Raw genomic sequence first — 20858 nt, 5'->3', positions numbered from 1 at the left:
ATGCGAAATATTGAAACCCGTAGTTTTGAAGCTGATACAGACGCAATGGTGGCACTGCTCAATAAGGCACGCAACGAGGAACGCAAAGAGCGTGCGCTGCGCGTTTCTGAGCGTCTTGTTGCGCTTGCCCTGCATATTCATCAGAAGGAGCTGAACGGCATTGAAGCGGCAGAGCTTATCCGCCAGGAAGCTGCACGTTATGAAAGCGAATCACAGGAGCTGCACTAATGAGCGACTCAATGGACCGCGTACAGGAACGCGTGCAGGAAGAACTGGCACGGCAGGTGGCTCTGGTAACCGGTCGGTCGGTACAGGCCAGCCAGTTTTTTTGCGAAGAATGTGATGCCGCGATCCCGGAAGCGCGCCGCCGCGCAATTCAGGGCGTGCAGTGTTGTGTCACCTGTCAGGAAATCGCAGAGCTGAAAAGTCGCCACTACCGGGGCGGTCTCTGATGCAGAAAGAATACGCTTACCCGTGGAATGCTCCACGGGAAGCGGTTAACCCGCGCCTTGAAACAACTGAGCCTGTACCGGCATCAGCGCTTTCAACCCTTATCACTCTTTACGCCGCTGACGGAAAGCACGAACAGCTGCGCCGCGAAGCACAGAGTGATGAGGCATGGAATCGCTTTTTTTATAACGAGTCCCGCGATCCCGTCTTACGTGAAATGGCGCAGGATAATCTGGTCAGCCGCGCCAGAATGGCCCACGAACAGCAGCGCTTTAACCCCGATCTGGTTATTCTGGCTAATGTAAACGCCGAACCTGCCCACATCAGCAAGCCGCTGATGGAGCGCATTAAATATTTCCAGCGCCTGGACAAGCCCAAAGCCTATTCCCGTTATCTGAATGAAACCATCATGCCATGCCTGGAAAGGCTGTCCCGCGTGCGTGACAGTCAGGTGTCTGCCTCGTTCCGGTTTATGGCAAGTCATGATGGTCTGGAAGGGCTGCTGGCGCTGCCTGAAATGAACCAGCATCAGGTCAAGCGCCTGTCCACGCTGGTTGCGGCACACATGAGCATGTGTCTGGATGCGGCCAGCGGCGATCTGTTTGTTGCCGATGAGGTTAAGCCGGAACAAATCAGGCAGGCATGGGAAAGGGTGGCCGCTGAAGCCATGCGGCTGGACGTCATCCCGCCCGCCTGGGACCAGCTGCGCCGCAAAAGGCGCCGCCGTAAGCCCGTTCCATATGACCTTATTCCGCCGTCGCTGGCCCGTATGCTGTGCGCGGACTGGTGGTATCGCAAGCTGTGGCAGATGCGCTGTGAGTGGCGGGAGGAACAGCTGCGCGCCGTTTGTCTGGTCAACAAAAAAGCCTCCCCGTATGTCAGCTATGAAGCCGTGATCCACAAACGCGAGCAGCGCCGCAAATCGCTCGAGTTTTTCCGTTCGCATGAGCTGGTCAATGAGAGCGGTGACACGCTGGATATGGAAGACGTGGTGAATGCCAGCAGCAGTAACCCGGCACACCGCCGTAATGAAATGATGGCCTGCGTTAAGGGGCTGGAGCTTATCGCAGAGATGCGCGGTGACTGCGCCGTGTTTTATACCATCACCTGCCCGTCACGCTTCCACGCCACCCTGAGCAACGGCAGGCCCAATCCGAAGTGGACCAGTGAAACGGTCCGGCAGAGCAGTGATTATCTGGTGAATACGTTTGCTGCATTCCGCAAGGCCATGCACAAAGCCGGGCTGCGCTGGTACGGCGTCCGCGTTGCTGAACCGCACCATGACGGCACCGTTCACTGGCATCTGCTGTGCTTTATGCGCAAGAAAGAACGCCGCTCAATTACGGCAATGCTGCGGAAGTTTGCCATCCGCGAAGACCGCGAAGAGCTGGGCAACAATACCGAGCCGCGCTTCAAAGCAGTGCTTATTGATCCGCGTGAGGGTACGCCGACCAGTTATATCTCTAAATACGTGAGTAAGAATATTGACGGTCGCGGACTGGCTGGCGAAATCAGCAAAGAAACCGGTAAATCACTGCGTGACAATGCGGAAAATGTAAACGCATGGGCATCGCTGCACCGCGTGCAGCAGTTCCGTTTCTTTGGTATTCCGGGGCGTCAGGCTTACCGGGAGCTGCGTCTGCTGGCAAGTCAGACGAACCGCATGGCCGGTGATAAAAAGCCGGGCACGCCGGTGCTTGAAAATGCCAGTCTGGACGCGGTGCTGGCCGCTGCTGATGTGGGCTGCTTTGCCACCTACATTATGAAACAGGGCGGCGTGCTGGTTCCCCGTAAACATCACCTTATCCGAACGGCCTATGAGCGTAACGAGGAGCCGAGCGCCTACGGCGATCACGGCATCCGCATTTATGGTATCTGGTCACCACTTATTGAAGGCAAAATCTGCACGCACGCGGTCAAGTGGAAAATGGTTCGTAAAGCCGTTGACCTTCAGGAGGCTTCAGCCGACCAGGGCGCTTGCGCCCCTTGGACTCGTGGCAATAACTGTCCCCCTGTAGAAAATTTAAACATTACAGGGGGCGAACTGCCCGGTAGAGAAGGGCCGGAGCCGTGCCCGGACTTCCTGACCATGAGCAAGAAAGAACTGCGTGAACTGCGGGCAAGGATGCAGCAGGTGAAACCGAAGCGGAGAAAGGACTACAAACAGGAAATTACTGACACTCAGCGGCTGCAACTGGAAGCAGAGCTGAAAATCAGGGGATTTGACGGGAGTGAAAAAGAAATTGACCTGCTTTTACGTGGCGGCAGCATACCGTCTGGCGCAGGGCTGCGGATTTTTTACCGGAACTGCCGACTGCAGGAGGATGACAAATGGCGGCAATGGTATTGATATCACTGTTTCAGCAATTTTCCTGTCCTTGATCCGTGTCAGAACAATCTAATTGACGGATAAAAAAGGCATTTACATTTGAAAATCTGTATTATACTGTATTTATATACAGTGTATGTATGTACAGTTTTTTGGTGTCCGGGATAGTGACAGGAGGAAAAATGCAGGATTATCTTTTGGAGTCGTTGAAGCTTCAGCGCATTGATTTTTTCATCAAGCTTGTAGCGGCTAGTGAGTGCAGCGACGAAGAAAAGCGGTTAGCTATCCAATGGGTGTCTGAATTGACCGACGAGTTAATGGCGAAAATTCGTATTCACGAATACAGCCGATCGATGGATGTGACCAGTTAAGGAACCTGCATGCTCATTGAAATAATGATCAATAAAGAGCAGCGGGTTAACCTGGCAACACAGGAAATCTTTCAACCTCTGCCTTGCGAGAGTAGTGCATGACTATGCTGCATGAAAACGCATGATCGTTTGAGGATCGTTTTTGCTGAGGCCCGCCAGAACTGGCGGGCTTTTGCTTATGTCATGCAGGTGCATGAAAATCGCTACATAAAGCGGGCAGGCGTGGCGGGGGTACGAGCGCGCGCTGATGGTTGTAGTGACAAAAAATCAAGTCGAATGCAAAATGTACTGTATGCAAATTGACAGGTAAGGAATATTTCATGTCTACAATGGTCATAGAAGAACAAATAAGAAATTTTTTGAAATCTGATAGCCCCGATGTTATGGCTATAAAAGGGGCGTGGGGTATAGGAAAGACATACAGCTGGAACAGATTTTTAAACAAAGCCAAAGAAGACAACGCAATTAAGCTGAATAAATATTGCTACGTTTCATTATTTGGAATTAACAATCTTGAAACATTAAAGTACTCTTTATTTGAAAATACTATACCGATTAAAATGATTGGTAGAGAGCCTTCATTGTCAACCCTTAAAGAAAATACTGCCAGTGTATTAAGTGGATATGGTAAATTAGCAGGCGGGATTTTCAAAAATACTCCACTTGCAAAGAATGTTACTCCTGTATTAGAAAGTTTGGCCTTTATTAATTTCAGGGAAACCATCGTATGCATTGATGATCTAGAGCGAAAAGGGAAAAATCTTGATTTAAAAGACGTAATGGGATTGGTTTCGTTACTTAAGGAGCATAAAAAATGTAAAGTGGTTCTTTTGCTAAATGACGGTACTCAAGAAACGCATGAGTTTAACACCTATAAAGAAAAAGTATTAGATATTGACCTAACATTTAATCCCTCTCCATCTGAAAGCGCTAAGATTGCTTATGATGGCTCTGGTAAGTATCATCACATTTTCACTGAATATACAGAAAGACTAGGGATTATCAATATAAGAGTATTAAAAAAAATTGAGAAGAGCGTTAATTCAATAGAACATTTTTTTGAAAAGACTCATCCATCGCTCATAAAAGATGCAATCAATTCAGTAGTGCTTTTTACTTGGTGTTATTACAGCTTCAATAACGACGAGTTAGTACCTCCTTTAGAATTCATTGCATCAAATGAATTCTATTTATATGGTTTCATAAATAAAGAAGAAAAAGACCCTAAGAAATTAGCATGGAAAAAAGTAATTTCAGAATATGGTTATAAAACTACGGACAATGTTGATGAAGGTCTCTTAAATCTTGTTAAGCATGGTTATGTAATTACGGAAAGTTTCGAATTGGCTGTGAAGGAAAAAAATGATAAAGTTTTAACAGGGCTATCGAAAGATGCTTTTTTTCAGGCATGGTCTCTTTATCATGATTCATTTGAGAATAATGAAAGTGAAGTTGTTGATGGGTTAATGCAAAGTTTTGAAAGCAATTACCGGAACATATCGCCGGGAAACCTTGATGGACTCATTGAATTAATGAGATGTCTAAATAGAAATAATGAAGCCTCAATTCTTATAAAGAAATATATCGAGGGAAGAAAAGATGAGCGAGAGCTGTTCAATATACACAGCCGAGAATTGATTAGGGCCTTAAAGGATGGGGAGTTAATAGATGCATTCAATGATTTTTATTCTTCTTCGCCAAAAGTAAAAACCGAATCATTATTGGATATTTTGATAAGGCTGAGTCAAACCAATGGCTGGTCAGACAAAGACATTGAGATACTTTCTAAAGCAAGCATCGAAGATTTTTATTCAACTTTTAAAGCCTCTAAAGGGCAAGGCGTTCATGGAGTAGTAGAAGCTGCGTTACAATTTGGGAAATTTGGTGGAGCTGACAATAGACACGAGATCATCGCTTATAAAGCAAAGTGGGCTTTAACTATAATTTCTTATGAAAGCGCCATAAATAAGTTAAGAGTTGAGAAATTTGACGTTGATCTTGAATGAAACGGGAAAAAGAGGCCTCTGGCCTCTTTTTATGCTAAAGGTCATACTCCCGGAATTTTATCACTTCATCATCAAGCCACTCATTTAACTCTTCCAGTCTCTTCTGCAGAGGTATAAGTTCGTTACGCACAAACACGCGGCTGGCCTTCTCCACGTCGCCAAATCCGCCGGTGTTGTTCGGGATAATTCCCATCATCTGCGGCGGTACGCGGTGCGCGGCCATCATGTCATCACGTGACACGTTCTTGATATTCAGAAACTCATCCTTTGCCGCGACTTCTGATAGCGGGATAATCTGGATGCCATCCTTCTTTCCGCTCGGCGAGTACATAAACAGGTTACGGAAATTGCCTGGCCCTTTCGCGCTTCGCATCGCCTTGCGCATACTGTCCACGTCCTCTTGGCTCTGCGCCGGATCGGTTACGTACATGATGAAGCCCGCATGGCTGCCGTTAAGGTAATATTTCCGGCGGAACAGGGTGGCCGACTCGTTCAGCAGGGTAGAGGGGATCGCAGACAGGTATTCCGGCAGGCCGTAAATCTCCTGGTTTAAATCCGGCTCCATCAGGTGAAAAACGCTGCCCGGCGTGAACTGGTAGGGCTGCGTGGTCAGGCCATATTGCACAAACCAGTAGGTGTCTAAATCAATGCCGCGCCGGGTATATTTTGCCAGCGCAGGCTCCAGCGACAACAGACCGCCGAGACGATTGGTACGCTTCTCCAGATAGGCATTACCAAACACCAGATAATCCTGCACGAAGCGGCTGAAAGCCTGCTGACTGAGTAGCGGATGCGGGATAAAGGTGCTGGTCAGAATGTTACGCTTCACGTTAATCGGTGAGCTGTGATGCACGGCGGCGCGGAACGTGCGCGCCAGGCCGTCAAAACTTACCGGTGGTTCATACCAGCGGTCCATCACCACGCATTCCACGTAGTCCAGCAGTTCACGGCGATCGAGAACCGGCACCGGGTCGCCAAACGTGAACGCTTCCGCCGCCGGTGCGCCGGTCATGTTTTCCGGCTGGCTTACCGGCTGCGTGCGGGCGCGGCTTTTTCGTTTGCTCATTTAACAGATCTCCATAATGTTGCGGGTGTGGGCCGCTTCGCCCTGCAGGGGTTCGTTTGCCAGCGCGTGCATGGTTGCCCAGGCAAGGTCCGCGTGGCTGGCTTCCTCGCTGCGGCTGGCTTCATAGGTGGGGCGGTTGCCGCTGGCCGTGACGGCTTTGCGGATCGCCATGAATGACTGCGCGATGTCGAGGTGCCCGGCGTCAAACTCCAGCCGCTGATGGCTGATAATGTCGTACGCCTTCAGCACCAGGGCGTTTTTCACGTTCGGGTTGTAGACGAACTCCTTCACCGCCGGGAAAAACATCTTCACGTTTTCATACACGCCCAGGCCGACGCCGGTCGAGTCGATGCCGATATAGGTCACGTTGTACTGCTGCGTCAGCTTTCTGATGGCTTCCGCCTGGGCGCGGAAGTCCATGCCACGCCACTGGTGGCGCTCCAGAATGCGAAACTTGCCGCCCGGTACGGCAGGCGGGGCGATCACCACGCACCCGGCGCTGTCGCCGTTCTGCGTGCCTTTGGCCGGGTCGTAGCCTATCCAGACCTCCCGGAAGCCGAACGGGCGCAGGGCCAGCGCCTCAAAATCGGTCCAGACCTCCCAGCTGTCCACCATGCACGCCTGCAGCAGCGTGAGCGGGAACACGGACGCCAGGTCGTCCACAAACTCACACATCAGCAGGTTCTGGTATTCCGGCGGGCTGTACTCCAGGCGCAGCTGGTCAAGGTCAAACAGGTTACAGCCGCCGCGCACCGCATCTTCCACCGTGACAATCTGGCGGAACTGGCCGTCATCGCAGAAGCGGCCCGGCGACAGGTTGGGGTGTGTCAGGTCGATGTCCACGCGATCCGCTTTGGCGCGGCCCCGGTTGAACAGGGCGCCGGACCAGAACGGATAGGCGCTGTGGGTCAGGCTGGACGGCGTGGAAAAGTAGGTCTGTCGCCATTTCTTGTGCAGCGCCATGCCGGACGCCACCTTGCGCAGCTCCTGGAATTTCGGTATCCAGAAATATTCATCCAGATACAGGTTGCCGTGGTAGCTCTGCGCGGTGCGGGCGTTGGTGCCAAGAAAGTACAGGCACGCGCCGTTACTCAGCGTCATCGGGTCGCCTTTCAGTTCCACGTCCACTTCTTTGGCAAACTCAATGATGTACTGCTTAAAGACGTGTGCCTGCGCCTTACTGGCCGACAGGAAAATCTGGTTACGCCCGGTGGTCAGCGCATCCATCAGCGCTTCGCGGGCAAAGTAGAAGGTGGCGCCAATCTGGCGCGACTTCAGCACATTGCGGATACGGTGCTTGTTTCCCGCGTCCCACCACTGGCGCTGATAGCCGAACATCGAGCCGTGAAAAATCTCCTGTAGCTTCTCGATCTGTTCGTCTGAAAACACATTCTTCTCCGGCGGTTTACGCGGTCCGCTGTTGCGGTTCGCCACCTTCGGGTTAAGGTCCGCTTCGTTCCCGCCGTTGCTGAATTTGCCGATGCGGGCATGGCGCTCGGACTGGCGCGCCAGCAGGTCAATTTCCTTGAAGTCTTTCCCTTCTTTTTGCTCTTTCATGATGAGCTGGCAGTAACGCGCAGCGGTGGTGAGCTGCATCTGGTCAAGCGGGCCATAGCCGCCCCACTTGTCGCGCTTCTTCCAGCTGTGAACGGTCGCAGGCTTCTCTCCCAGCATTTCAGCAATGCGGGCGATACGGTATCCCTGAAAGTACAGGAGCATGGCCTGCCTGCGGGGATCGAGGTCGTCGGGCGTCATTATCGTGGTCATGGGCACAAAATACGGCCCTGCCGTGCGCTTTTCTGCCGCCGTGCTTTGTGTGGTTTTTCACACAATGTTCCCGCGTTGTTTCAGACCCCCTTCCGCCGCAAACATAGGGCCTCACGAGTTTTTCCTCAACGGAGCCTGACCTATGGCAGTGAAAGCAAAGCGTTTCCGGATCGGGGTGGAAGGTGCCACCACGGACGGACGCGAAATCCAGCGCGACTGGCTGGAAGAGATGGCGGCGAACTATGACCCGAAGGTTTACACCGCCGTGATCAACATGGAACACATCAAGGGTTACACGCCTGACAGCCCGTTCCGCCGCTTTGGCGTGGTGGATGCGCTGGACACGGAAGAAATCCAGGGTGGCCTGCTGGACGGCAAGCTGGGGCTGTTTGCCACCATTTCCCCTACCGACGAGCTGGTCACCATGACCGGGAAAATGCAGAAGCTGTTTACCTCAATGGAAGTCGCGCCGAAGTTTGCTGACACCGGCAAAGCCTACCTGATTGGCCTGGCGGTGACCGACGACCCGGCGAGCCTCGGCACCGAAATGCTGGCCTTCAGCGCCAGCGCCGCGCAGAACCCGCTGGCGAACCGCAAAAAGCATCCGGACAACCTGTTTACTGCCGCCGTTGAAACCGTCATCGAGCTGGAAGAGGTGCCGGATGAAAAGCCAGGTCTGTTCGCCAGCGTCACCGCGCTGTTCCGTAAAAAGCAGCAGTCCGACGATGCCCGCTTTTCGGATGTGCATCAGGCGGTGGAGCTGATCGCCACCGAACACCAGGATTTCAGCGCCCGCACCGATGCCGCCCTGCAGGAGCAGGCAGCACGCACCGGCGAGCTGGAAGCCGAACTGAATGAATACAAAGCCGCTTTTGATGCGTTGCAGGAACAGCTGAGCCGTCAGGACAGCCGCAACGACTATCGCCAGCGCGCACCGGGCGGCGACGCACCGGCAGGCACCCTGACCAATTGCTGATGGAGCAACAGATCCAATGAAAAAGAATACCCGCTTTGCCTTTAACGCCTACCTGCAGCAGCTGGCCCGCCTGAACGGCGTGGAGATTGAAGAACTCTCCAGTAAGTTCAGCGTGGTGCCGTCCGTGGCGCAGACGCTGGAAGACCAGATCCAGCAGTCCACCGCGTTCCTGACCCTGATTAACGTGATGGGCGTGGCGGAGCAGTCCGGCCAGTTGCTGGGCCTCGGCATCGGCAGCACCATTGCAGGCACCACCGATACCACCACCAAAGAGCGTGAGCCGACCGACCCCACGCTGATGGCGGGCGTGGAATACAAATGTGAGCAGACCAACTTCGACACCGTGCTGACCTACGCGAAGCTGGATCTGTGGGCCAAGTTTCAGGACTTCCAGGTGCGTATCCGTGACGCCATCGTGAAGCGCCAGGCGCTGGACCGCATCATGATCGGCTTTAACGGCGTGAAGCGCGCCAAAACCTCTGACCGTGCCGCAAACCCGCTGCTGCAGGACGTTAACAAGGGCTGGCTGCAGAAAATCCGTGAGGATGCGCCGGATAACGTCATGGGCAGCAGCACCCAGGACGGCGTGACCACGGCGGACCCGGTGAAAGTGGGCAAGGGCGGCACCTACGCCAACCTGGACGCGCTGGTGATGGATGCGGTGAACGAACTGATTGACCCAATTTTCCAGGACGATGACGGACTGGTGGTGGTCTGCGGGCGTGAGCTGCTGTCCGATAAGTATTTCCCGCTGGTTAACCAGCAGCAGCCGAACACGGAGGCACTGGCCGCCGACCTGATTATCAGCCAGAAACGCATGGGAGGACTGCAGGCCGTGCGCGCGCCGTTCTTCCCGGCAAATGCCGTGCTGATTACCCGTCTGGATAACCTGTCAATCTACTGGCAGGAGGAAACCCGCCGCCGCTCGGTTATCGACAATCCGAAGCGCGATCGCATCGAAAACTTTGAGTCGGTTAACGAAGCGTATGTGGTGGAGGATTACCGCTGCGCGGCGCTGGTTGAAAACATCACCCTCGGCGACTTCAGCGCGCCCGCTGATGCTGGAGCGTAACGCATGAGCCTGAGTCCCGCACGGCAGCACCGCCTGCGCATTCAGGCCGAACAGGCCGCCCGTCAGGGCGGCAGCGTTCGCCATGCAAAAGGCTATGACCTGATGCTGATGCAGCTGGGTGAGGACCGCCGCCGCCTCAAGGGCGTCCAGTCCACGGTCAAGAAAGCCGAAATCAAGCAGGAAGTGCTGCCCAAATACGCCCACTGGGTGGATGGCGTGCTGGCCGCCAACGGCGCACAGCAGGATGACGTGCTGATGTACGTGATGCTCTGGCGCATCGATGCCGGGGACTATGCCGGGGCGCTGCTGATTGGCCGCCATGCGCTGAAGCACGGCTGGGTGATGCCGCAGGGCTTTAACCGCAACGTGCAGACGCTGCTGGCAGAGGAAATGGCCGACGCGGCAAAGGCGGCGCTGCTGGCTGACACTCCGTTTGATGCCGGGCTGCTGCTGCAGACGCTGGACGCCGTGGGCACGTTGGATATGCCGGACCAGTCCCGCGCCCGCCTGCACAAGTCGCTGGGCTGGCTGCTGCGTGAAAGCGATCCCGCTACTGCCCTTAACCACTTAAAAACCGCCCTGCAGCTGGACGAGCGCTGCGGAGTGAAAAAAGACATTGAACAGCTGGAGCGCCGACTGCGCAACGCCAGCTGATAACCGGACGTGCCCACGCGCGGGGCGGCACGGGGTGGCGACAGGCATGGCCTTATCAAAACCCCGTCCACCGCCCAACTAATTCAGGAGAACCACGGCAATGAACTTTGTAGCGCCGGAGCAGGCACCGGACACGCCGGAAATTATCGAAAACACGCCGTTCTGGCCGGACCTTAACCTGGCGGATTTTCGCAGCGCCATGCGAACGGACGGCACCGTAACCGCGCCCCGTCTGCGTCAGGTGGTGCTGACCGCCATTTCTGAAGTGAATGCGGAGCTGTACGACTACCGCGCCCGTCAGCAGCAGCTGGGCTATGCGGCACTGGCAGACGTACCGGCAGAAAAGCTGGCCGGGCAGAGCCAGCGCATTCACCACTACCGAAACGCGGTGTGGTGCTGGACGCGGGCGGTGCTGAACGAGCGTTATCAGGACTATGACGCCACGGCGGCAGGTGTAAAGCGCGGGGAGGCGCTGGAGGATGCCACGGGCGATCTGTGGCGGGATGCGCGCTGGGCCATCAGTCGCGTGCAGGACCGGCCGCACAGCATCGTGGAGCTTATCTGATGAAAGTGCGTGCGCAGCAGTATGACTCGGTGGATGCGCTTTGCTGGCGTCACTACGGGCGCACGCAGGGGCTGACAGAGCAGGTGCTGCAGGCGAATCCGGGGCTGGCGTCACACGGGCCCCTTTTACCCCACGGACTGGAAGTGGAGCTGCCGGACGTTACGCCTGCAGCCACCGCGCAGACCGTGCAGCTTTGGGACTGAAACCATGACAACAGAACGCATCAGCGCGTTTATCACCTGGTGCATCGCGGTGGCGATGGCCTGGCTGGGTGAGATGTCGCTGAAAGATATTTCCACGATTGTGGGGCTGGCGCTGGGCGTACTGATGACGCTTATCAGCTGGTACTACAAGCGCAAAACCTACCAGCTGCTGGAAAGCGGACGCATCAGCCGGAGCGACTATGAATCTGCAAACCGTTAGGCGCTGTACGGTGGGCGTGGTGCTGGCGATTGCCGCCACGCTGCCGGGCTTTCAGCAGCTGAACACCTCGGTGGAGGGGCTGAAGCTGATTGCCGGTTTTGAGGGCTGCAGGCTGCAGCCGTACCAGTGCAGCGCCGGAAAATGGACGGACGGGATCGGCAACACCCACGGTGTGGTGCCGGGCAAAGCCATCACGGAGCGGCAGGCGGCGGAAAGCCTGATTACCAACGTGCTGCGCACGGAGGCGGCACTGGGCCGGTGCATCGTCACGCAGCTGCCGCAGCACGTCTATGACGCGGTGGTGTCGTTTGCGTTCAACGTGGGCACCGGCAACGCCTGCGGCTCCACGCTGGTGAAGTTGCTGAATCAGCGCCGCTGGGCGGCTGCCTGCCGTCAGCTGCCGCGCTGGGTTTACGTGAACGGTGTATTTAATCAGGGGCTGGATAACCGCCGTGGGCGGGAAATGGCCTGGTGCCTGAAGGGGGCGGCGTGATGCGCGCACTGGTGGCCGTGCTGCTGATGGCCGTTGCGGCGATATGCGTTCAGACGTGGCGGCTGGACAGGGCTGAGCAGCAAAGCCGCAACCAGAAAAATGCGCTGACTGCGCTGGAAGCGAAACTGAACCAGAAAAACAGCCAGCTGATTGCCCTGAATATCCTGACGCAGACCAACAGCCGGGAGCAGACCCGGCTTTATGCGGCAGCCGAAGAAACCCGTGCGCTGCTGCAGACGCGCCAGCGCCATATCGAGGACCTGACCCGTGAAAATGAAGCGTATCGCCGCTGGGCTGCTGCCCCTTTGCCTGCTGTTGCTGTCCGGCTGCGCCAGCGACCGGCCATCACAGGAGGTCAGTCTTACCGTGACTGGCTGTCCCAGAATAACGCGCTGCCACCTGCCGGAAGCCGCCCCGCGCAGTAACGGCGATCTGATGCGCCTGCTGGATGAGACGGAAGCCGCTTGGGCGAACTGCGCGGACAAAGTGGACACCATAGTGAACTATCAGGAAAAAGACGATGAACAAACCGCAGTCCTTACGCCACGCCCTGAATAAGGCGGTGCCCTACGTGCGGGAGAACCCGGACCGGCTGCACCTGTTTGTGGATAACGGTTCGCTGGTTGCCACTGCTGCCGCGTCCATCTCATGGGAGTACCGCTACACCCTGAACGTGGTGGTAACGGATTTTACCGGCGACCAGAACCTGCTTATGGCGCCCATTCTCTACTGGCTGCGGGATAATCAGCCCGATGCGCTGCAGAACCCTGATGAGCGGGAAAAGCTGTTTACCTTTGAGGTGGATATTCTGGGCAACGGTGCCTGTGACCTCAGCCTGAACCTGAAGCTGACGGAGCGGGTGCTGGCGCGTGAGGTTAACGGGCAGATGCAGATTGAAGCCGTACCGGAGCCGGACGAGCCGGAAGAATTCTGGACGGGTCGCTGATGGATGAAATGCAGAAGGTGGATGACTGGCTGGCCGCGCTGCTGGCAAATCTGGAACCGGCAGCGCGCACCCGGATGCTGCGTGAGGTGGCGCGGGACGTGCGGCGCATTCAGCAGCAGAACATCACCGCGCAAAGGGCCCCGGACGGGACAGCATGGGAGCCGCGCCGGATGTCCGCCCGGACAAAACAGGGGCGGGTTAAGCGCAGGATGTTCACGAAGCTGAAAACGGCGAAGTTTCTGAAGGCGACGGCAAATGCCAGCCAGGCGGAAGTCAGCTTTACCCGGCAGGCGCAGCGTATTGCCCGCGTGCATCACTACGGACTGCGCGATCGGGTGAGCCGGGGCGGCCCTGAAGTGAAATACGCCGCACGTCCCCTGCTGGGCATAAACGGCGAGGTGGAAACCACGGTACAGGAGGCGTTGCTGCGCTGGCTTGCTGGGTAAACTTATTTGCGTGTGTTAACCAATGTGAGCAGCTAAAAAACTGTTTTCTGTTGCAGAATATTTGCGTAAGTAGTTTAATTTATCAAGTTTTGCCTGTTTGGCATTTTCGTTATGGATTTGATTCTTATGACTGCACAAGCAAATTTAAATCAGCAAACAACAGTTGTTAGCGATGTTGATAGAGAACGACTTTCTAACTTGTTGAAAGGATTACAAGAAACTGACCAGTTTTCTTATACAACGCAGTTAGGCCCTGTATACGGCTTCCCAGTTTCCGGTAAGGGTTGGAGCGCGTGCCTGGATGTCATAGAGGATAGTATTCTCAATCCATCTGAAGATAGACCAAATGCAAACTTAGACAACCTTGATTCTCTTGTTAATAGAGTAATCATTTCTGCTTCACATTTCTACTCAATAGACTCAATTACACCAACAGATCCTCAAAAGCGGGCTCTGGATCATCTTGTGGTAAGTGCTCCTACAGAAAAAAACTTGGCGGATATTTACCCTAAAAAGAAATATGTCGGTGAAGTAAATACGTCTACTGTTTATCCCGGTACTTATCTTACTCAAACAAAAATTATGGGAGATGGAATAGCATTCATTTTTTCCTATATATATAATGAAGCGCCGCGTATGCTAGGAACTGCCTTAACGCATACGCTTTCGTATCAGTTTTTTACAATAGCGTTTATCCCTAATGATTATAGTCGCATTGAGTTTCGCGTTCCTAAAACAATCCCTAAAAGGCATTTGGCTAAAGCCATGTTAGGTGTTAAGAATGCATTAAATTATATTTTTGAACAGGCTCAAGTTAATTTAAATAAGACATCGCTAAATTTTTATAAGGCCATCTCGAAATTACATGCTGATAGCACTTATGGAAGAGCGGTACATATTGTTTATAATGGTACTAATACTGGATCTGATGTTAAGTTCACATGTCGGACTAATCCTGCATACAATGCAAGAGAGCTTGAAGTAAATGATAAAAGTAATAATAATGATAGCTTCGAATGCAGGGCTATAGCCGTTCGTTTAGATAGCCAAAATGCAAGTGGTATTGTTAGGACAGAGGTTGGTTTAGAACCAAATAAAAAACAATGGCTAGATGACGCCATATGCCCTGAGTTTTTTATTGAAAACCCAGCAGATACTGCCTCGTTAAATAGTATAATTAATCATGTCATTAACGAATCTAAGTGAAATTAAAATGTCGTTGCGAATTAAATCTCAACGCGAGAAAGTTTATGAGCTCAGGGATGCTTTCCCTGAGCTACCTATAATAATAAAATATAATAATTTCATAGATTATGTCGATCAGAATAGAAATATAACTTACTATCATATTAATCGCATCCGTTTAGCTTCAGGATCAGAAAATGATCACGAGGTATTTGAAGTTGTTTCTTATTTTTGTGGTGGAGGATCAAATTTTCTCGATTTAATTTATTGTTATTATAATGAAGATGACACAGACCCAGTAGCTATTGAGGCAGAGTCTTACTATAATGCATTAACTTTTGGTAAACCCCCAATAAGTTTATCTTCAGGGTGTGAAATTGACGATTTTGATGTGAGAAATATATCATTTTACTGTATTTTGGATTGGGAGAAAGAATGACTCAACTTAATCTATCTCCCGATTTATTAGCTTCATTGACAAGTATTATAACGCCATTTAATGAAGAGCAATTTATTAATAAGTTATATGATGATATAGATTTCATAATGACTGATTTAGAAAGGTCTTCTAACAAGTATTATTGTGATGATGAAGATAAGATTACAAATTTGATAGCATTATCTTTGAGAATGAAAGGATATGATGCAACTGAACAAACCAATTCAAATGGAACTGTTGATTTAACTATCCGCGATGGCCAAAACCGTTTCACATGGTTGGCTGAAGCAAAAAGAGGCTATAATTTAAATTCAGTATTTGAAGGATTGTTACAATTAATAACACGTTACCTAAAAAGAGAGCAATATGCTGGATTGTTAATCTATCATCAAAAGCCCGGAGCTATGACCTTCCTTAAAGATTGGTATACTTATCTATCTTCAGGGAATTACCAAAATTATTCGAAAATCAAAGATAGAATAGATGAGTGTAATAAATGCTTCAAATTATCTCCTGTTGCATATTCGATGGTGCCTGCCACCAACTCTAATTTTTTTGATTTCACAGCAGTTAAGCCTAATGATGGAATTGTTAAAGTAAGATGTTTTATAGCTGATTTACACTTCAATCCCATGGATAAAAGTGCTGGTACAAATGCTAGTCTTGCTAAAGGGCAGTGTAAAATATCTATAACTGACATATGTACTCAATGGGAGACTGATGGGCAAATTCCGAACGATATTAATAATTTTTTTCAGTACTTAAAGAATTTGCACCCGGAATATTTTGCTTGATTTTGATGTGACTAGTATTTTTTTTGCGGCCATAATTCAGCATTTGGTTTCCGGTGCCATGGTCGCTAATTTTTTGTTATATTTACCGGGGTGTTTGTGCCAAAAATAGCTAAAGCTTTGATTTAATGGTATTTATAATGGTACGCTAGTCCTAATATGTTAGCTGCTAAGAGTTTAGAAGAACTCCTCACTTCTAAAATTATTTAGAAATTCGCCCTGTTAAAAATATACCACGATACAAGTAATTTTCGCTTCCGGTGATGCTGCCAACTTACTGATTTAGTGTATGATGGTGTTTTTGAGGTGCTCCAGTGGCTTCTGTTTCTATCAGCTGTCCCTCCTGTTCAGCTACTGACGGGGTGGTGCGTAACGGCAAAAGCACCGCCGGACATCAGCGCTATCTCTGCTCTCACTGCCGTAAAACATGGCAACTGCAGTTCACTTACACCGCTTCTCAACCCGGTACGCACCAGAAAATCATTGATATGGCCATGAATGGCGTTGGATGCCGGGCAACTGCCCGCATTATGGGCGTTGGCCTCAACACGATTTTACGTCACTTAAAAAACTCAGGCCGCAGTCGGTAACCTCGCGCATACAGCCGGGCAGTGACGTCATCGTCTGCGCGGAAATGGACGAACAGTGGGGCTATGTCGGGGCTAAATCGCGCCAGCGCTGGCTGTTTTACGCGTATGACAGGCTCCGGAAGACGGTTGTTGCGCACGTATTCGGTGAACGCACTATGGCGACGCTGGGGCGTCTTATGAGCCTGCTGTCACCCTTTGACGTGGTGATATGGATGACGGATGGCTGGCCGCTGTATGAATCCCGCCTGAAGGGAAAGCTGCACGTAATCAGCAAGCGATATACGCAGCGAATTGAGCGGCATAACCTGAATCTGAGGCAGCACCTGGCACGGCTGGGACGGAAGTCGCTGTCGTTCTCAAAATCGGTGGAGCTGCATGACAAAGTCATCGGGCATTATCTGAACATAAAACACTATCAATAAGTTGGAGTCATTACCTTCGCTTCCGACACAAGTCAGCATGTCATTCAAACTTAACTCATAGCAAATAAAAAATTAGCCTAATGAGTTAGTTCAGTAAACCTTTGTACCACATCTCACACAATGCCCACCACTGCCTGTCAATCTTCGTTTGTGGCAATCTCCTGGCATGAACGCACAACTCACCGAAATCATGCGCCTTATCACCAACCTGATCCGCACCGGCATTGTCTCGGACGTGGACCGGGACAACTGGCTGTGCCGGGTGAAAACGGGCGACCTTGAAACCAACTGGATTAGCTGGCTGACCCTGCGCGCCGGTAACACCCGCACATGGTGGGCACCCACCGTGGGCGAGCAGGTTGTGCTGCTGAGCCTCGGCGGCCATCTGGAAACCGCCTTTGCGCTGCCCGCCATTTATTCCGATACCTTCCCGCCGCCGTCCGATTCAGCGGAGGGCAGCGTAACCGAATACCCGGACGGCGGCTGGTTTGAGTATGACCCGGCCAAACACCGCTGGCTGATTAAGGGCGTGCAGAACGTGGTGATCGAAGGGGCTGAAAATATGGAGCTGAACACGAAGCGCTTTGCGCTCAACGCTGACCAGGCACAAATCAACGCTGAAATGACCATTAACGGCGGCGTGACGCAGCGCGGCGGGGCAATGAGTTCTAACGGCGTGGTGCTGGATGCGCATAAACACGGCGGCGTGAAGTCCGGCGGCGATACGTCAGGCGGTCCGCAGTGATGTATCTCGGCATGAACCGGCAGACCGGCAGGGCGCTGACGGACACCGATCATATTCGCCAGTCGGTCCGGGACATCCTGATGACCCCGCAGGGCAGCCGTATTGCCCGGCGTGAATACGGCTCGATGCTGTTTGCCCTGATGGACCAGCCGCAGAACGATGCGCTGAACCTGCAGCTGATGGCCGCCATCTACGCCGCGCTGAGCCGCTGGGAGCCGCGTATCAGGCTCAGTGCCCTGCAAATAAGCCGCAACTATGACGGCTCCCTGCAGGTGGAGTTAACCGGGCAGCGTGCGGACGGTTCGCCGCTGGCCATGAACGTCTCAATGGGAGGAAACCGTGGCGGTAATTGACCTTTCACAACTGCCCGCGCCGGAAGTGGTGGAGGTGCCGGACTTTGAAACGCTGCTGGCGGAGCGCAGGGCGGCGTTTATCGCGCTGCATCCGGCCGATGAGCAGGAGGCGGTGCGCCGCACGCTGGCGCTGGAGTCTGAACCGGTGGTTAAGCTGCTGCAGGAAAATGCCTACCGGGAAATCCTGTTGCGCCAGCGCATCAACGAAGCCGCGCAGGCAGTGATGGTGGCCTACGCGCTCGGCAGCGATCTGGACCAGCTGGCAGCGAATTACAACCTGAAGCGCCTGACCATTACCCCGGCGGACCCGGAGGCCATCCCGCCGGTTGAAGCGGAGATGGAAACGGACGATGACCTGCGCCTGCGCGTACCGGATGCGTTTGAAGGGCTGAGCGTGGCCGGACCGAAAGCGGCCTATGAGTTTTACGCCAAGAGTGCGGACGGGCGGGTGGCGGACGTATCGGCAACCAGCCCGGCACCGGCGGAGGTGTTAATTACCGTACTGAGCCGGGAAGGGGACGGCACGGCACCGGCTGACCTGCTGACTGTCGTGGACAGCGCGCTGAATGACGAAAGCGTGCGCCCGGTGGCGGACCGCGTGACGGTGCAGGGGGCTGAAATATTCCCCTACAGCGTGGAAGCCAGGCTGCATCTTTATGACGGCGTGGTGGCCGGTCCCTGTCTGGATGCTGCTAACGCGGCGCTGGCCGCCTACCTGAAAGAGCAGGCGAAGCTGGGGCGCAGCGTGCGCCAGGACTCTTACGGGGCAGTGCTGCGCGTGGCTGGCGTGGACTGGGTTGAAATGGTCGAACCGGCCCGCGACATCATCATGGACCGCACGCAGGCAGGTTACTGCACCGGCACGCTGATAACGGTGGCAGGTGATGCAGCAGGGGGAACGGTATGAGCCTGAATAACAGTCTGTTACCGCCGGGGTCGTCTGCCACTGAGCGCAGGCTGGCAGAAGCCTGCAGCGATCTGTCCGGGCTGAAGGTGCCGCTGCGTGAACTGTGGAACCCGGCAACCTGCCCGGTAAAGTTTTTACCGTACCTTGCATGGGCATTTTCGGTAGACCGCTGGGATGAGAGCTGGGCGGAGAGCGTCAAGCGCAAGGTGGTACAGGATGCGTTTTACATCCATCAGCACAAGGGAACCATCAGCGCGGTGCGCCGCGTGGTGGAGCCGTTCGGTTTTCTTATCCGCGTTATTGAATGGTGGCAGAACGGCGAGGCGCCCGGCACCTTCCGGCTGGATATTGGCGTGCAGGAGCAGGGCATCACGGAAGAAAGCTATCAGGAGCTGGAGCGCCTGATAAGTGATGCAAAGCCTACCAGCCGCCACATGCTGGGCATGTCCATCAACCTGCAAAGCGGCGGCCAGTGTTATCTCGGTGCCGCCAGCTATGGCGGTGACGATCTCACCGTTTACCCCTATACACCTGACATTATTTCCGTCAGCGGCCGGAGCTATCCGGGTGCGGCGACTCACGTTATCGACTTGCTGGAAGTGGGACCATGACACAAAAATATTATGCGATTGTCACCAACCTCGGCGCGGCGAAAATTGCCAACGCCGTATCGCTCGGCACAAAGCTGAATATCACGCACATGGCGGTGGGAGACGGTGGCGGTACGTCGCCCACGCCGAACGCCAGCCAGACGAAGCTGGTAAACGAGGTGCGCCGGGCGGCGCTCAATTCGCTGACCGTTGACGCGGCCAACGGCAGCCAGATTATTGCAGAACAGGTTATCCCTGAAACGGAAGGTGGCTTCTGGATTCGGGAGATGGGGCTGTTTGACGGTGACGGCACGCTGATTGCGGTCTGTAATACCGCTGACACCTACAAGCCGCAGCTGCAGGAGGGCAGCGGACGTACGCAGCGCCTGCGCATGATCCTGATTGTCAGCAGCACTGATGCCATTACGCTGAAGGTGGACCCGTCCGTGGTGCTGGCAACGCGCCAGTATGTGGATGAAAACGTGCTGGAGGTACGCCAGTACGTGGACAGCCTGATGTCAAAACATCTGGCCGCTACCGATCCACATTCGCAGTATGCGCCAAAGGCCAGCCCGGTGTTTACCGGTACGCCAAAAGCGCCGACGCCCGCAGCGGGCAACAATTCCACGCAGCTGGCAACCACGGCGTTTGTGGCCGCCGCGCTTTCTGCGCTGGCAGGTAGCGCACCCGCCACGCTGGACACGCTGAAAGAACTGGCCGACGCGCTGGGCAATGACCCGAACTTCTCCGCCACGGTGCTGAACAAGCTGGCCGGGAAAATGGATATTGCGAAGAACGGCAGCGATATTGCCGACGTGGCGGCGTTTCTTAAAAACCTTGGTTTGGGCGAGGCGGCAAAACTGCCTGCAGCCTCAGCAGCAACAAGCGGTTCAGGGTGGCTTTCCGTACCGGTAGTTATTAGCGGTACAGTGCGGAATATTATTTTGCAGTGGAAATCCGTTACCGTGCCGCAATCTACCGATGGGACGATGGTTGTCGTTAATTCATCATGGCCGGTTGCATTTCCTGCCGCCTGCCTTTCAATTATTCAGGCTCTGACCAATTCGACCATTTATGCAACGAATGGCACCCCGTACACATCATCCGCGATAGTAGATCGTGCGACGTTTGCTGCCGCGTCCAGCTATTCCAAATCACCTTCTACAGTAACGGTATGGGGTATAGGTTGGTAAAAACGTTGGTTTGGGCGAAGCGGCCAAACTGCCCGCCTCGACAGCATCGTTATCTGCTGCAGGATGGTTAAACGTACCA

Annotated in this window: 28 protein-coding genes; 26 read left to right on the top strand and 2 right to left on the bottom strand. The window is 53.5% G+C overall.

What is annotated here, in order from left to right; genetic code table 11:
- From K6958_RS15600 to K6958_RS15575, 6 genes are all read left to right on the top strand, one after another.
- Complete coding sequence (locus K6958_RS15600) at positions 1-228, top strand: DUF2732 family protein (RefSeq protein WP_241700218.1); 228 nt, start codon at positions 1-3, stop codon at positions 226-228.
- Positions 228-452 (top strand): TraR/DksA family transcriptional regulator, encoded by a 225-nt coding sequence (locus K6958_RS15595; RefSeq protein ID WP_249891978.1) that lies wholly within the window; start codon positions 228-230, stop codon positions 450-452. Before K6958_RS15600 ends, K6958_RS15595 begins: the two co-directional genes overlap by 1 nt.
- A complete protein-coding gene (locus tag K6958_RS15590) occupies positions 452-2800 on the top strand; it encodes a replication endonuclease (RefSeq protein WP_249891977.1) in 2349 nt (782 codons plus the stop codon). The genes K6958_RS15595 and K6958_RS15590 overlap by 1 nt, the downstream gene beginning before the upstream one ends.
- Before the next feature lie 161 nt (positions 2801-2961).
- Positions 2962-3150 carry a hypothetical protein gene (locus tag K6958_RS15585; RefSeq protein WP_241700221.1) on the top strand — a complete coding sequence of 63 codons (189 nt, stop codon included), beginning with the start codon at positions 2962-2964 and terminating at the stop codon, positions 3148-3150.
- Between the two features lie 111 nt (positions 3151-3261).
- Positions 3262-3453 (top strand): hypothetical protein, encoded by a 192-nt coding sequence (locus K6958_RS15580; protein WP_249891976.1) that lies wholly within the window; start codon positions 3262-3264, stop codon positions 3451-3453.
- A 17-nt stretch (positions 3454-3470) separates the two neighbouring features.
- Positions 3471-5156, top strand: coding sequence for a hypothetical protein (locus tag K6958_RS15575; protein WP_249891975.1), 1686 nt, complete (start codon positions 3471-3473; stop codon positions 5154-5156).
- A gap of 34 nt (positions 5157-5190) precedes the next feature.
- Here the strand turns inward: K6958_RS15575 and K6958_RS15570 are convergent, their stop codons facing one another.
- Together K6958_RS15570 and K6958_RS15565 are read right to left on the bottom strand one after the other, a co-directional pair.
- Positions 5191-6168: a phage portal protein gene (locus K6958_RS15570; RefSeq protein WP_434085222.1), complete on the bottom strand. Its 978-nt coding sequence runs from the start codon at positions 6166-6168 to the stop codon at positions 5191-5193.
- 54 nt (positions 6169-6222) lie between these two features.
- Complete coding sequence (locus K6958_RS15565) at positions 6223-7989, bottom strand: terminase ATPase subunit family protein (protein WP_249894709.1); 1767 nt, start codon at positions 7987-7989, stop codon at positions 6223-6225.
- Between the two features lie 142 nt (positions 7990-8131).
- On the opposite strand from K6958_RS15565, the gene K6958_RS15560 reads away from it, so the two are divergent.
- The 20 genes from K6958_RS15560 to K6958_RS15465 all read left to right on the top strand — a co-directional run bounded on the left by K6958_RS15560 (position 8132) and on the right by K6958_RS15465 (position 20779).
- Positions 8132-8965 (top strand): GPO family capsid scaffolding protein, encoded by an 834-nt coding sequence (locus K6958_RS15560; protein ID WP_249891973.1) that lies wholly within the window; start codon positions 8132-8134, stop codon positions 8963-8965.
- Between the two features lie 16 nt (positions 8966-8981).
- Positions 8982-10037: a phage major capsid protein, P2 family gene (locus tag K6958_RS15555; RefSeq protein WP_249891972.1), complete on the top strand. Its 1056-nt coding sequence runs from the start codon at positions 8982-8984 to the stop codon at positions 10035-10037.
- A 3-nt stretch (positions 10038-10040) separates the two neighbouring features.
- Entirely contained in the window at positions 10041-10691 is a 651-nt protein-coding gene (locus K6958_RS15550; protein ID WP_249891971.1) for a phage terminase small subunit, read from the top strand.
- A 100-nt stretch (positions 10692-10791) separates the two neighbouring features.
- Positions 10792-11256 (top strand): head completion/stabilization protein, encoded by a 465-nt coding sequence (locus K6958_RS15545; protein WP_241700231.1) that lies wholly within the window; start codon positions 10792-10794, stop codon positions 11254-11256.
- Positions 11256-11459, top strand: coding sequence for a tail protein X (locus tag K6958_RS15540; RefSeq protein ID WP_249891970.1), 204 nt, complete (start codon positions 11256-11258; stop codon positions 11457-11459). Before K6958_RS15545 ends, K6958_RS15540 begins: the two co-directional genes overlap by 1 nt.
- 4 nt (positions 11460-11463) lie before the next feature.
- Entirely contained in the window at positions 11464-11679 is a 216-nt protein-coding gene (locus K6958_RS15535) for an HP1 family phage holin (RefSeq protein ID WP_241700233.1), read from the top strand.
- The gene (locus K6958_RS15530; protein WP_249891969.1) at positions 11660-12172 is read left to right on the top strand and encodes a lysozyme; all 513 of its coding nucleotides are present in this window, start codon (positions 11660-11662) and stop codon (positions 12170-12172) included. Before K6958_RS15535 ends, K6958_RS15530 begins: the two co-directional genes overlap by 20 nt.
- Positions 12172-12597, top strand: a complete 426-nt coding sequence (gene lysB / locus K6958_RS15525) for an Rz-like lysis system protein LysB (protein WP_249891968.1) — start codon at positions 12172-12174, stop codon at positions 12595-12597. Before K6958_RS15530 ends, lysB begins: the two co-directional genes overlap by 1 nt.
- A complete protein-coding gene (gene lysC, locus K6958_RS15520; protein WP_249891967.1) occupies positions 12488-12730 on the top strand; it encodes an Rz1-like lysis system protein LysC in 243 nt (80 codons plus the stop codon). The genes lysB and lysC overlap by 110 nt, the downstream gene beginning before the upstream one ends.
- Entirely contained in the window at positions 12693-13118 is a 426-nt protein-coding gene (locus K6958_RS15515; protein ID WP_249891966.1) for a phage tail protein, read from the top strand. Before lysC ends, K6958_RS15515 begins: the two co-directional genes overlap by 38 nt.
- Complete coding sequence (locus K6958_RS15510; RefSeq protein WP_249891965.1) at positions 13118-13564, top strand: phage virion morphogenesis protein; 447 nt, start codon at positions 13118-13120, stop codon at positions 13562-13564. Before K6958_RS15515 ends, K6958_RS15510 begins: the two co-directional genes overlap by 1 nt.
- Positions 13565-13690: 126 nt before the next feature.
- Positions 13691-14770 (top strand): hypothetical protein, encoded by a 1080-nt coding sequence (locus tag K6958_RS15505; protein WP_249891964.1) that lies wholly within the window; start codon positions 13691-13693, stop codon positions 14768-14770.
- Positions 14771-14777: 7 nt separating this feature from the next.
- On the top strand, positions 14778-15188 hold the full coding sequence (locus tag K6958_RS15500) for a hypothetical protein (protein WP_249891963.1): 411 nt from the start codon (positions 14778-14780) through the stop codon (positions 15186-15188).
- Positions 15185-15982, top strand: a complete 798-nt coding sequence (locus K6958_RS15495; RefSeq protein ID WP_249891962.1) for a hypothetical protein — start codon at positions 15185-15187, stop codon at positions 15980-15982. The genes K6958_RS15500 and K6958_RS15495 overlap by 4 nt, the downstream gene beginning before the upstream one ends.
- A gap of 311 nt (positions 15983-16293) precedes the next feature.
- Positions 16294-16991, top strand: a protein-coding gene (locus K6958_RS15490; protein WP_103215986.1) for an IS1-like element IS1A family transposase whose coding sequence is annotated in 2 segments (ribosomal slippage) — positions 16294-16543 and positions 16543-16991 — 699 coding nt in all. Because the reading frame shifts where the segments join, the coding sequence is not laid out codon by codon here.
- A 166-nt stretch (positions 16992-17157) separates the two neighbouring features.
- The gene (locus K6958_RS15485; RefSeq protein ID WP_249891961.1) at positions 17158-17736 is read left to right on the top strand and encodes a phage baseplate assembly protein V; all 579 of its coding nucleotides are present in this window, start codon (positions 17158-17160) and stop codon (positions 17734-17736) included.
- Positions 17736-18089 (top strand): GPW/gp25 family protein, encoded by a 354-nt coding sequence (locus K6958_RS15480; protein ID WP_249894708.1) that lies wholly within the window; start codon positions 17736-17738, stop codon positions 18087-18089. Before K6958_RS15485 ends, K6958_RS15480 begins: the two co-directional genes overlap by 1 nt.
- Complete coding sequence (locus K6958_RS15475) at positions 18076-18996, top strand: baseplate J/gp47 family protein (RefSeq protein WP_249891960.1); 921 nt, start codon at positions 18076-18078, stop codon at positions 18994-18996. The genes K6958_RS15480 and K6958_RS15475 overlap by 14 nt, the downstream gene beginning before the upstream one ends.
- Positions 18993-19607, top strand: coding sequence for a phage tail protein I (locus K6958_RS15470; RefSeq protein ID WP_249891959.1), 615 nt, complete (start codon positions 18993-18995; stop codon positions 19605-19607). Before K6958_RS15475 ends, K6958_RS15470 begins: the two co-directional genes overlap by 4 nt.
- Positions 19604-20779: a phage tail protein gene (locus K6958_RS15465; protein WP_249891958.1), complete on the top strand. Its 1176-nt coding sequence runs from the start codon at positions 19604-19606 to the stop codon at positions 20777-20779. The genes K6958_RS15470 and K6958_RS15465 overlap by 4 nt, the downstream gene beginning before the upstream one ends.
- The last annotated feature ends 79 nt before the right edge of the window (positions 20780-20858 follow it).

Source organism: Mixta hanseatica (assembly GCF_023517775.1).
Lineage (GTDB): Bacteria > Pseudomonadota > Gammaproteobacteria > Enterobacterales > Enterobacteriaceae > Mixta > Mixta hanseatica.
Note: the sequence above shows the minus strand (reverse complement) of the source record. Positions and strands in the feature narration are given on the sequence as shown.

Bases quoted from the DNA above. Each gene is read 5' to 3' on its own strand.
- K6958_RS15600 (WP_241700218.1), top strand. From the start codon at position 1: ATGCGAAATATTGAAACCCGTAGTTTTGAAGCTGATACAGACGCAATG.
- K6958_RS15595 (WP_249891978.1), top strand. From the start codon at position 228: ATGAGCGACTCAATGGACCGCGTACAGGAACGCGTGCAGGAAGAACTG.
- K6958_RS15590 (WP_249891977.1), top strand. From the start codon at position 452: ATGCAGAAAGAATACGCTTACCCGTGGAATGCTCCACGGGAAGCGGTT.
- K6958_RS15585 (WP_241700221.1), top strand. From the start codon at position 2,962: ATGCAGGATTATCTTTTGGAGTCGTTGAAGCTTCAGCGCATTGATTTT.
- K6958_RS15580 (WP_249891976.1), top strand. From the start codon at position 3,262: ATGAAAACGCATGATCGTTTGAGGATCGTTTTTGCTGAGGCCCGCCAG.
- K6958_RS15575 (WP_249891975.1), top strand. From the start codon at position 3,471: ATGTCTACAATGGTCATAGAAGAACAAATAAGAAATTTTTTGAAATCT.
- K6958_RS15570 (WP_434085222.1), bottom strand. From the start codon at position 6,168: ATGACCGGCGCACCGGCGGCGGAAGCGTTCACGTTTGGCGACCCGGTG.
- K6958_RS15565 (WP_249894709.1), bottom strand. From the start codon at position 7,989: ATGACCACGATAATGACGCCCGACGACCTCGATCCCCGCAGGCAGGCC.
- K6958_RS15560 (WP_249891973.1), top strand. From the start codon at position 8,132: ATGGCAGTGAAAGCAAAGCGTTTCCGGATCGGGGTGGAAGGTGCCACC.
- K6958_RS15555 (WP_249891972.1), top strand. From the start codon at position 8,982: ATGAAAAAGAATACCCGCTTTGCCTTTAACGCCTACCTGCAGCAGCTG.
- K6958_RS15550 (WP_249891971.1), top strand. From the start codon at position 10,041: ATGAGCCTGAGTCCCGCACGGCAGCACCGCCTGCGCATTCAGGCCGAA.
- K6958_RS15545 (WP_241700231.1), top strand. From the start codon at position 10,792: ATGAACTTTGTAGCGCCGGAGCAGGCACCGGACACGCCGGAAATTATC.
- K6958_RS15540 (WP_249891970.1), top strand. From the start codon at position 11,256: ATGAAAGTGCGTGCGCAGCAGTATGACTCGGTGGATGCGCTTTGCTGG.
- K6958_RS15535 (WP_241700233.1), top strand. From the start codon at position 11,464: ATGACAACAGAACGCATCAGCGCGTTTATCACCTGGTGCATCGCGGTG.
- K6958_RS15530 (WP_249891969.1), top strand. From the start codon at position 11,660: ATGAATCTGCAAACCGTTAGGCGCTGTACGGTGGGCGTGGTGCTGGCG.
- lysB (WP_249891968.1), top strand. From the start codon at position 12,172: ATGCGCGCACTGGTGGCCGTGCTGCTGATGGCCGTTGCGGCGATATGC.
- K6958_RS15515 (WP_249891966.1), top strand. From the start codon at position 12,693: ATGAACAAACCGCAGTCCTTACGCCACGCCCTGAATAAGGCGGTGCCC.
- K6958_RS15510 (WP_249891965.1), top strand. From the start codon at position 13,118: ATGGATGAAATGCAGAAGGTGGATGACTGGCTGGCCGCGCTGCTGGCA.
- K6958_RS15505 (WP_249891964.1), top strand. From the start codon at position 13,691: ATGACTGCACAAGCAAATTTAAATCAGCAAACAACAGTTGTTAGCGAT.
- K6958_RS15500 (WP_249891963.1), top strand. From the start codon at position 14,778: ATGTCGTTGCGAATTAAATCTCAACGCGAGAAAGTTTATGAGCTCAGG.
- K6958_RS15495 (WP_249891962.1), top strand. From the start codon at position 15,185: ATGACTCAACTTAATCTATCTCCCGATTTATTAGCTTCATTGACAAGT.
- K6958_RS15485 (WP_249891961.1), top strand. From the start codon at position 17,158: ATGAACGCACAACTCACCGAAATCATGCGCCTTATCACCAACCTGATC.
- K6958_RS15480 (WP_249894708.1), top strand. From the start codon at position 17,736: ATGTATCTCGGCATGAACCGGCAGACCGGCAGGGCGCTGACGGACACC.
- K6958_RS15470 (WP_249891959.1), top strand. From the start codon at position 18,993: ATGAGCCTGAATAACAGTCTGTTACCGCCGGGGTCGTCTGCCACTGAG.
- K6958_RS15465 (WP_249891958.1), top strand. From the start codon at position 19,604: ATGACACAAAAATATTATGCGATTGTCACCAACCTCGGCGCGGCGAAA.